General features: G+C 40.2%; 11 protein-coding genes. 8 read left to right on the plus strand and 3 right to left on the minus strand.

Translation table 11 applies throughout. The features are described 5' to 3' along the window. The first annotated feature begins 234 nt into the window (after window positions 1-234). Genes BM008_RS14510 through BM008_RS14525 form a run of 4 tightly spaced genes read left to right on the plus strand, consistent with a single transcriptional unit; the run spans window position 235 to window position 2,918 of the window. The gene (locus BM008_RS14510) at window positions 235-1,050 is read left to right on the plus strand and encodes a DNA-methyltransferase (protein ID WP_218146714.1); all 816 of its coding nucleotides are present in this window, start codon (window positions 235-237) and stop codon (window positions 1,048-1,050) included. Further along, entirely contained in the window at window positions 1,026-1,460 is a 435-nt protein-coding gene (locus tag BM008_RS14515) for a hypothetical protein (protein WP_091938298.1), read from the plus strand. Before BM008_RS14510 ends, BM008_RS14515 begins: the two co-directional genes overlap by 25 nt. Then, on the plus strand, window positions 1,384-2,709 hold the full coding sequence (locus BM008_RS14520; RefSeq protein ID WP_245748071.1) for a DNA-packaging protein: 1,326 nt from the start codon (window positions 1,384-1,386) through the stop codon (window positions 2,707-2,709). The genes BM008_RS14515 and BM008_RS14520 overlap by 77 nt, the downstream gene beginning before the upstream one ends. A gap of 2 nt (window positions 2,710-2,711) precedes the next feature. Next, window positions 2,712-2,918 carry a hypothetical protein gene (locus BM008_RS14525; protein WP_091938295.1) on the plus strand — a complete coding sequence of 69 codons (207 nt, stop codon included), beginning with the start codon at window positions 2,712-2,714 and terminating at the stop codon, window positions 2,916-2,918. A 9-nt stretch (window positions 2,919-2,927) separates the two neighbouring features. Here the strand turns inward: BM008_RS14525 and BM008_RS14530 are convergent, their stop codons facing one another. Continuing rightward, entirely contained in the window at window positions 2,928-3,305 is a 378-nt protein-coding gene (locus BM008_RS14530) for a hypothetical protein (protein WP_091938293.1), read from the minus strand. Window positions 3,306-3,537: 232 nt separating this feature from the next. On the opposite strand from BM008_RS14530, the gene BM008_RS14535 reads away from it, so the two are divergent. Beyond that, entirely contained in the window at window positions 3,538-7,281 is a 3,744-nt protein-coding gene (locus tag BM008_RS14535) for an ATP-dependent DNA helicase (RefSeq protein WP_177188106.1), read from the plus strand. 191 nt (window positions 7,282-7,472) lie between these two features. Here BM008_RS14535 and BM008_RS14540 read toward each other — a convergent pair whose 3' ends face one another. Beyond that, window positions 7,473-7,751 (minus strand): Rossmann-fold NAD(P)-binding domain-containing protein, encoded by a 279-nt coding sequence (locus tag BM008_RS14540; protein ID WP_091938288.1) that lies wholly within the window; start codon window positions 7,749-7,751, stop codon window positions 7,473-7,475. 185 nt (window positions 7,752-7,936) lie between these two features. Next, complete coding sequence (locus BM008_RS14545; protein WP_091938286.1) at window positions 7,937-8,635, minus strand: ribonuclease III family protein; 699 nt, start codon at window positions 8,633-8,635, stop codon at window positions 7,937-7,939. 336 nt (window positions 8,636-8,971) lie between these two features. On the opposite strand from BM008_RS14545, the gene BM008_RS14550 reads away from it, so the two are divergent. The 3 genes from BM008_RS14550 to BM008_RS14560 form a co-directional block, all read left to right on the plus strand. Beyond that, entirely contained in the window at window positions 8,972-9,151 is a 180-nt protein-coding gene (locus tag BM008_RS14550) for a hypothetical protein (protein ID WP_091938285.1), read from the plus strand. Window positions 9,152-9,363: 212 nt separating this feature from the next. Next, window positions 9,364-9,561 (plus strand): hypothetical protein, encoded by a 198-nt coding sequence (locus BM008_RS14555; protein WP_091938284.1) that lies wholly within the window; start codon window positions 9,364-9,366, stop codon window positions 9,559-9,561. Window positions 9,562-9,568: 7 nt separating this feature from the next. After that, on the plus strand, window positions 9,569-9,885 hold a 317-nt coding region (locus BM008_RS14560; protein ID WP_143072378.1), incomplete at its 3' end, for a hypothetical protein.

Below are 9,885 nucleotides of genomic sequence, written 5' to 3' on the forward strand. Positions count from 1 at the left end.
CTTGAGCTGGGCTTTACCGAGGTTCCCGTAATAACCCTCGACCTGCCATACGAGAAGGCTGTGGCCTACGTCATCGCCGATAACAGGCTGGCTGAGCTGGCAGAGACGGATACTGAAACCCTGGCAAAGCTGCTGCAGGAAATAGCGGAGATCCCGGACTTCGACTTTGAAGCAATCGGTTACACTCTGGATGATGTGGATGGTCTGCTTGAATCGATAACACCTATGGAAGTCATGGAGGACGAACCCCCGGAGGTTCCGGAGGAGGCTGTGACGGTTTTTGGAGATGTCTGGGAGCTGGGCAATCACCGCTTGATCTGTGGGGACAGCACCGATCCGGACCAGGTGGCAAAGCTTCTGGGAGAGGACAAAGCCGATATGGTGTTCACGGACCCGCCATGGAATGTGAACTACGGAGCTACAAAGAATCCTCGCTGGAAGCAGAGAAGCATTCTCAATGATGCAATGGAAACAGAGGACTTCAGAGAGTTCATGATGGCAAGCTTCAGCTGTATGAACCAGTTCTCAAAGGACGGATGTCCGACCTATGTAGTGATGTCGGCCCAGGAATGGGGGAACATGATGCTTTCCCTGAAGGAAAACAACTACCACTGGAGCAGCACGATAATCTGGGCCAAGGACAGGCTTGTCCTCTCCAGGAAGGATTATCACACCCAGTACGAGCCCATATGGTACGGTTGGAAGGACGGTGCTCCAAGGTTATGCCAGGTGGAGGACAGGAAACAGTCCGACCTCTGGGAGTTTGAAAGACCCTCTGCATCTGAGCTTCATCCGACCACAAAGCCGGTGGCCCTTGTTGCAAATGCCATCAGTAACTCCTCTCGGCAGAAGGGGATTGTGCTGGACCTGTTCGGTGGCTCCGGCACGACACTAATTGCGTCACATCAACTCAATCGCGTCTGTTACACAAGCGAGCTAGACCCTCGGTATGCCGATGTCATAATTCAGAGATATGTCAATCTGACCGGCAATCGTGAACTGAAAAGAAACGGAGAGGACTTCACATGGGAAGAAAAAAGGGAAGCATAAAGATGGTAGACATATCCGAACCGCTGATCAAGCTCCTCAAGTCCGGGGTTCCTGTGATCCATGCCTGTGATGCCGTGGGAATAGCATCTGTCACCTACTACGACTGGATGAAAAAAGGCGAGACTGCAAAGTCCGGCCAGTATTTCGAGTTCTACCATGCGGTGAAGAAGGCTAGGGCAGAGGCTGTTGCCAGGAACGTTGCCATTATCCAGAAAGCAGCTGCCCATTCCTGGCAAGCTGCAGCATGGTGGCTCGAGCGCAGCTGTCCTGCAGAGTTTGCTAAGCGGGAAGTTGAGATCAATATGACCCAGAACAACGTTGAGATAAACATTGATGAAACACGAGACAAGATCAATGGCAGAATCAATAGCATTGCTGCCAGAGTCAGAGTGGCAGAAGATCCTGAGTGATCTTAGCGATGACGAGATCCAGCAGCTGGAATACGACTGGAAGTTCTGGGCCCGTCCCAATCAACTCCCTCCTGCAGGTGACTGGCAGTACTGGTTGGTACTCGCAGGTAGGGGATATGGCAAGTCACGAACGGGGGCTGAATGGATCCGGGAAAGGGTAGAGTCAGGCAAATCCAGGAGGATAGCACTCGTAGCCCCTACAGCTGCAGATGCCAGGGACACGATGGTGGAAGGGGAATCCGGAATACTGTCGGTCTGTCCGCCATGGAGCCGACCGGTCTACGAGCCATCAAAACGCAGGCTCACCTGGCCTAACGGTGCGATTGCTTTGCTTTTCAGTGCCGAGGAGCCGGACAGGTTGAGAGGTCCCCAGCACGACACTGCTTGGTGTGACGAGATTGCAGCCTGGAAGTACCCGGAAAAAACCTGGGACATGCTGCAGTTCGGTTTAAGGATTGGTGATGATCCAAGGGCAGCCATCACAACAACCCCTCGGCCTATTCCGCTTGTCAAGAACATCCTGAACGATACCAGTACCCACGTAACAAGAGGATCCACCTACGAGAATCTGTCCAACCTGGCACCTGCCTTCATCGATGTGATCATTAGCAGATACGAAGGAACCCGGCTGGGTAGACAGGAGCTCAATGCAGAGATACTAGATGACAATCCTGATGCACTCTGGACAAGGCAGATGATAGAGGATGCAAGGTTGTCAAAAGTTCCCAATCTCCTACGCATTGTGGTTGGTGTGGATCCAGCTGTTACGTCCAATGAAGCTTCAGCAGACACAGGCATAGTTGTTGCAGCTGTGGATGAACGCGGAGAGTACTATGTCCTGGGGGACTACACTATCCATGCAACGCCGAAGAAGTGGGCCCAGGAGATTATTGCAGCCTACTACAAGCACTCTGCAGACCGGGTAATTGGGGAAGTGAACAACGGTGGAGAGCTTGTGGAATATACGCTCAGGACAATCGATCCTAATGTTTCCTACAGATCAGTAAGGGCCAGCAGAGGAAAGCAGACCAGGGCCGAGCCTATCAGTGCTCTGTATGAGCAGGGTAAGGTACATCATGTGGGATCCTTCCCGGCTCTTGAGGACCAGATGTGTGATTGGATTCCAGGAGAAGGAAGTAGTCCGGATAGGATGGATGCACTTGTATGGGCGTTGTCAGAGCTTAGTAAATCAAGGTACGGACCGCAGAAACTGAACATGTCATCACTTATCAAAACAAGACCGAGGTAATTATGAGACCAAAACTCTATGCAACTGTTAGTAAGAATACGACCGCAGTACTTCACCGGGTGATGAAGGAGCAGGACTGTAACAAGAGCCAGGCAGTGGACTTTATTGCGGAGTATTATTCTAAAATGCAGAACGATCTCAGGGAGAAGCAAGTGGAAGAGACTGCAGAACTTGTGATTGAGAAGCTTAAACTGAAGAAGTTGGTGTAGTTGCTCAAGTTAGAACTTATTTCTTTCATAATATGTGAAAATATTTCCCTTTGCGTCTCTTAGCTTGAAAAAATCTCCACTTTTATGTGATTCAAGTAATTCAAAAGTATCTTCTTTTATAATGCAAATATTTAGTTTTCTTAGTAGTGTTACATTTTTGAAGTATCGAGTAATTCCAAGCTGTTCTTCTAAAGAATCAATAAAATCTTCTTTTTCTTCGTTTGGCATTTCTGAAAATATAGTTTCCTCATCGTCTACACCTATTACTAAGTCATCTGGATGCAGTATGGCAGCTTCATAAATATCATAAAGACTGCATAATTCATCATCAGCTCGGCTTAATATATTGTCAACTTGTTCTTCCGAAAGGGGATCAGGTTTTGCCATTGTACTACTTCCACTTTACCTTTTTTTAGTTGTTCGTTTATATTAATTTTCAGATTTGTCCCGGTAGAAGACTTCCCTCGTAAACATAAAAGAGCAGAGCTAAATCCACATGTTTTATCGATTTTAAGGATATTCACGTTTTCTGTTTAAAGTACTGTATGCCGTTATACATATAACCTTCTAATAAATAATTGAAATGTCATAAGGTATTATGATTTTTGGAGAGAGTCAGATGAAACTGCCAATAAGACATCTTTCAGTGAGAGTTCCATGGCATGATAGTTTGTGGGATGGGACGGTCTGTAATAATCCCCGAGATAATGCATCTTGCATGTTTCTGCCAAGAATCAAAGAAAAAAATGTTGAGTTTGAAGAAAAATGTAAAGGCAAACATTTCAGTGAACTCTCTTACAAAGATTTGCCACCCTGTGTAGCAGAAAAAGCGACTTTTATGTCAAAAGAAGAAATCACCAGGGTAGTGAATCATCCATATAAAGAAAGTGTCGATTTGTATGCTCATTACAAGGATACTCCTCTTAAAATCCCCCCATACAGTTTTTCAGTAGTTCCTTTTCTGTGGATGATGAAAGATCCAAAAAAACATGAGTCGGAAAAAGCAAAAGAATTAGAACTTTATTATGAACCATCTTTGGAACCAAAGTTAGATTTCTTTTCAATATGGGTACAAAACGATCATAACCAAAAGGTACTATTAGATGCATTTGCCAGTTCTTTAGAGGTTGAAAAATCCTTAGTATTTATATATGCAAAGCATACTCCGTTATCAGATTTAGCAGACAGGGTCTTAATTGGTGTTGGAAGGGTAACAGGTATTGGGGAGATTAAAAAATACAACTCTGCCATAAAAAATCCCTCTCATGAAAGTTACATATGGGAGAGACCAGTTTATCATTCAATTAGAGAGAAAGGATACGACGGATTCATTTTGCCTTATCATGAGATTCTTGAAAGGTCAAAGACCGATGAAACAATTGATCTTGCCAGTTTAATTGCGATTGCTCCTAACAGAGAACAGTTTTCTTATGGTTCTGAGCACGTAACTCACGACACCGCAATTGATGCACTTTTAGAACTTAGGCAATCTCTGGAAAAGATAGGACACGTACTTGACAAAAATTATGAAGCGTATCTAAAATGGATAGACGATAGGATATCAGAACTATGGAGCATGAGAGGAGCTTTCCCTGGAATAGGTGCTGTTCTATCTGCTATGAAAATAAACCAAGGCAACTTAGTGGCTTTTGAGTTGGAAAAGAAGATTTTTGAAATGGACGGAGACCAACTTAAAACAGACCCATGGGATGTATTAGATCAGATTTTTACTGGCAATGATCGCATACTGCCTTCAAATGTAACGAAAAATATTGGTTCCACCTTTAAGCGAATATGGGAGCAAATACCAGATGCGCGAAAGAAGTATTTGAATCTGATGAGCAGGATGGAATTAAATAATGAACAAGCAATAATGTTCTATGACGATCGTTCAATGAAGAAGAATAGGTTGGATTGCTCTGAAAATGATTTAATACAAAATCCTTATCTTTTTTATGAAAAGAGTCGTTATACTCCACACGCGATAGAGTTCACCACTGTTGACAAAGCTTTCTTGCCCAGCAAGAAAATAGAAGATGTATTCCCCATTGAAAAACCTTCACATATTGAAGATTCTATTGACCCACGAAGAGTGAGAGCTTTATTGGTTGATATTTTAGAGGGAAATGCAGATATTGGAAACACACTGTTACCGGAATCCAAGATAATCACTCTTTTGGATGAAAAGAACATCGAACCCAAGTGCTCGGTAACAAGAGATATCATGTCAATAATTGCGTCTTCGTTTGAAGATGAGATAGTAGTCATTGAATCAGACGAGGATAACTATTATAAATTGAAAAGATTGACAGATGTCAGAGACACAATACACAAGTTCGTTTCTAGAAGAATCAAAGGCAAATGTATTGATATTGAAAAAGATTGGGAAGCCATCATCAAACAGAAAATCAAAGGTGATAGAACTACAACAGTTCTCCTTGAAAAAGAAAATAAAGCTCTGAACGAAAAATCAGCAGCGTTAAGAGAACTTGCAAGATCTAGGTTTTCTGTCTTAGTAGGTCCTGCAGGAACGGGAAAAACAAAACTCTTAGATATACTATGTGACTTACCTGAAGTCAAGAATAAAGGCATTTTAAAACTTGCTCCTACAGGGAAAGCAAGGGTTAAATTGGGGAGCGATGCTCAAACTGTTGCCCAATTTTTATATAAACATGATCGATATGATGTCGAGACTGGAAGATATTATTTAAATCCAGATGCTTGCCAATATGGTGAATGTAAAACTGTTATAATTGACGAAGCGTCAATGTTAACAGAAGAACAATTATCTGCAATAATCGATACAATTGTGGGAGTCGAACGATTTATCCTTGTGGGCGATACTAGGCAGCTGCCTCCAATTGGCAGTGGAAGACCTTTTGTCGATATCGTAGAGCATTTAAAGCCTAAACACTTTGATTCCGGTAAACCGAGAGTAGCTAAAGGATTTGCTGAGTTAGAAGTTATTTTTAGACAGAACGAGCTTGAAGGACATGCAGACGGAGACGAACGCATAGATGTTAGGCTAGCAAGCTGGTTTAGTTCATCTTCCATTCGAAAAGAAGATGAGGATATCTTTGATATTTTAGCAGATAAGCAAAAACATTGGAAGCACCTTAAGCTTAGAAGTTGGTATCAGGTAGGTGAGCTTCACCAAATATTATTAGAAGAGCTGAAAGAAGAGCTTCATCTTGAAAGCCAGGATGATCATATTGGTTTTGATCTCTCTTTGGGAGCAATAAAAGATGGCAATTTCACTTATTTCAATATTGGTGCAGCAGAAAAAATAGAAAATTGGCAAATCCTTTCTCCTCAAAGAGGCTATGGATATGGTACAAAAGAGATTAATCGATTCATTCAGAAAACATTCAAACAAGGTGTAATTGATAAAGCGTTAAATCTAGAGAGGAAAAAAAGACTAACAGCAAAGCCTATGGGAATCGATAATATTGTTTATGGCGACAAAGTAATCAATGTAAGAAATAAGCGTTGGGATAAACCATGGAATAGGTTATATCCAGAATCAAAATCCAATGTAAGTTTACGCTATATTGCAAATGGCGAAATAGGAGTTCATACAGGACCATTTACAAAGAAATGGAAGGGTGAATTTCCAGCACAAATTACATTTTCATCTCAGCCTGGATATTCATATATTTTTAAAAGTAGGGATTTTGAAAATGAGAATGAATCCCAGCTGGAGCTCGCTTATAGTATAACTGTACATAAATCACAGGGTAGTGGCTTCAAAACCGTTATCTTAATTTTGCCGAATCCATGTCCGTTACTTTCTAGAGAATTGCTTTATACAGCATTTACAAGGCAGGAAAATAAAGTAATCATCCTATTCCAAGGAGATTTAAAAGATTACAAAAAATATACATCGGACAGATTCTCTGAGACTGCCAAGAGAATAACTGATTTATTTGAAATGCCTGATTTGAAAGAAATCGATAATGTAATTTATGATACAAACCATGTTCAGATATCAGCAAAGGGAGAATTTATGATTTCTAAATCAGAAGTCATCATAGCTGATCATCTATTCTACAATAAAGTGAATTATGCATATGAACAAATTTTGAGAGATGAAAATGGACGTGAAATCAAACCTGATTTCACTATTGAAGACCCTGATACAGGCAGAGTGTTTTATTGGGAACATCTCGGGTTACTAACTAAAGAAAATTATCGAAATAAATGGAAATTAAAGGAATCCTGGTATCGTGATAACGGTATAGTTCCTTTAGACGAAGCTAAAGATGAAGATGATAAAATTCTCATCACGACAAAAGACAAACCAGACGGTGGTATTGATTCAAAAGAAATAAAAGATATCATTGTAAACTATATCCTTGCTTAAAACCATAATTCTATGAGCTATTTAGTTCTGGTGTAGATGTGTCTTATTATATTTGTTTAGTTTCAAATACGCATCACACCATCTATATATATATATAATGTCGTTAGGTACTATTTTCAAGACTGCAGAACTTATGATTAAAAAGTAAATAAAGAAAAGAAATGCTCAATAATATGAAAATATAACTTAAATCATGAAAAAACATCTTTCACTTTAATGCAAAAATCTAAGAAACCTACAATTCCTAGTGTAGCTCCTATAAGTCCAATAGATAACTTTGCATTAAAATAGGTGCTTTCTTGGATTTGACCCCATTCTCCAGACGCTTTCGGTGTATTTTCATGTATGCTGTCTATAGTAAATTCTGCAATTTCAACTTCACTTGTTGGTGCATCTGTTGACAGCGAAACGATATTCATGAATAGGAAAGAAATTACGATGGTTATTAAAACACCTATATTTTTTTTCATTAAATATATTACAACATTTGAGTTTAAATACCTTTATATATAGATAATTAATTTCTCTTTTAAATCTAAAAAAATGGAGAAACCATTGTTACCGGAAACGATATGATGATTAAGTAAATATAGCAGGCATTGGTCAAAATAGCCTTAAAAATTGAAAAAGAAGATTATATCAATCTTCTTATAGCTTAATTCAATCCAAGGATAGATATCACTTTTTCACATGCATTTTCTCTAGCTTTCTGTTTACTGCCTCTCGCAACATCTCCCTGATACTCTTCGCCATTAATCCAAACATATCCAACATGTTCGGGGTCATGATCAAAACCACCGACTCTTTTTTCATCAAATTCAAGGAAATATCCAAATTCATCACAATGTTCTTTTACAACAGTGACGGGATCAGTGCGGAGAATGTCCTTTATTCTTTCGTCATCTAGAATCAGTTCTTCCCCATAAAGGTGAAGAATAACTTTTTCAGTGGTAGACCAGTCCTTACCACTATCAATAAAGACTGCACCAATCAATGCTTCCCAAAGGGAAGGAACCCAGTTTTTCCGACTATTCTTTGTGTTTTTTTCATAATCGGTGATTTTTATCAGTTTATCGAATCCATAACTGACGCATAATCTTGGAAGAACACGCTTGTTGTCTACAAAATAACTTGTCAGCTTTGAAAGGATTCCTTCATCTACATTGTAGTTTTCAAATAGATGAACTCCAATTATGGTATTCTGAACTTTGTCACCCACGAACTCTAATCTTTCATTGTTCTTTGTTGGATTGTATGAACTGTGAGTGAAAGCTTCTTCTAACAAATCTCGATTATTAAAAACATAATCGATAGTCTGCTCTATACATGTAAGTCTGTGTGTTGCAATATCCATTTTAATTGCCTCTTTTCTTGGATTTCGCAACAAAAAGAAAAAAGCAAGAAAAATTAATTCATCTATCCATATCTACATTCTAATTCTACGCTGTGCTTGCCACAAAATAGAATAAGGATGTGGATGCAGTTACATGAATTAATTTTTGTTGTTTTTTTAATCTTGTTACTGTACAACTTTAATGAATAGGATAACATTTAAACTTTTCTACATGCAGGAAACAAAAAATAATCCTTCAAAAACAAAATCGCATTGAAGCGCATTGATTACCCGCATCACACAATATATATAAGGTCGGAGCGTACTGTTTTTACAGAATAATTACGAGGCAACAACATGTCCTGGATAGCAACCGTAGAGATTGAAGGCGACAAATTCTTTGCAAGATGTGAATACAATCATCCTAATCTTATCCGCCTTCCTTCTGGAAGGCAATCATACTATTGCAAAACATGCGGTGCTTTGTTTGTAGTTGATCCTAACTTTTCTGAACTCATAGAGAATGACGATATGTAAGTTCTTCTCCTATGGAAAGTGTATTAAATTTATATAGTTGCAGCATTCTGATTCCACTGCATGAGTGATACCTGTTCTACATGCACATTTTTTAAACCAACGGCAATTACATATGGTTTTTGCAGACGCGAGTCTCCTGTTGCGAAGGCAGGTTTTCCGGTAGTTCCCTCAAATGAGTGGTGTGGTCAACATGAACCCAGGAGCAGAAAACCATGATAGAATCATATGCAACTGAAGCAGCTACTTTTCTGATAGGAATTGGTGCAGGCATAGTCATAAGGGTAAAGCTTTGGTGGAAGAACAAGACCGCAGAAGAACGAAAATCCTTCGTCTACGAGATTCTGCAGTCACTGGAAGATGGTAAAATCACCACTGTAGAAGCGAAGGCTCTACTCAAAAAACACCTGTGAGGCATCCATGGTCCGTCTGAATGCCACAATCAATGACCCACATAATAAGCCGATTACTCTCATGGCATCCGCAGGTATCAAACGAACAGACACATCTACCAAGTTTGGAGGATACCAGAACTTTGACACTGATAGCCGGTTCAAATATTACCAGCAGCTTTCAACCTGCACTCCACATGTTTCCACATCCCTGAACAAGCTGGCACTTTCCCTGGTAAAAGGCATGCAATTTGATGGAACCGGTTCCAAGATTATTAAAGATTTTGAGCGATGGTCCAGTAAGGTCAACTTCCTTGAGCAGGTGCAGACACTTGCCAGGCTTCT

Origin of the sequence: Methanolobus profundi, assembly GCF_900114835.1 — an archaeon.
In the GTDB taxonomy this organism is placed as follows: domain Archaea; phylum Halobacteriota; class Methanosarcinia; order Methanosarcinales; family Methanosarcinaceae; genus Methanolobus; species Methanolobus profundi.

Bases quoted from the DNA above. Each gene is read 5' to 3' on its own strand.
- BM008_RS14510 (WP_218146714.1), top strand. From the start codon at position 235: ATGGAGGACGAACCCCCGGAGGTTCCGGAGGAGGCTGTGACGGTTTTT.
- BM008_RS14515 (WP_091938298.1), top strand. From the start codon at position 1,026: ATGGGAAGAAAAAAGGGAAGCATAAAGATGGTAGACATATCCGAACCG.
- BM008_RS14520 (WP_245748071.1), top strand. From the start codon at position 1,384: ATGAAACACGAGACAAGATCAATGGCAGAATCAATAGCATTGCTGCCA.
- BM008_RS14525 (WP_091938295.1), top strand. From the start codon at position 2,712: ATGAGACCAAAACTCTATGCAACTGTTAGTAAGAATACGACCGCAGTA.
- BM008_RS14530 (WP_091938293.1), bottom strand. From the start codon at position 3,305: ATGGCAAAACCTGATCCCCTTTCGGAAGAACAAGTTGACAATATATTA.
- BM008_RS14535 (WP_177188106.1), top strand. From the start codon at position 3,538: ATGAAACTGCCAATAAGACATCTTTCAGTGAGAGTTCCATGGCATGAT.
- BM008_RS14540 (WP_091938288.1), bottom strand. From the start codon at position 7,751: ATGAAAAAAAATATAGGTGTTTTAATAACCATCGTAATTTCTTTCCTA.
- BM008_RS14545 (WP_091938286.1), bottom strand. From the start codon at position 8,635: ATGGATATTGCAACACACAGACTTACATGTATAGAGCAGACTATCGAT.
- BM008_RS14550 (WP_091938285.1), top strand. From the start codon at position 8,972: ATGTCCTGGATAGCAACCGTAGAGATTGAAGGCGACAAATTCTTTGCA.
- BM008_RS14555 (WP_091938284.1), top strand. From the start codon at position 9,364: ATGATAGAATCATATGCAACTGAAGCAGCTACTTTTCTGATAGGAATT.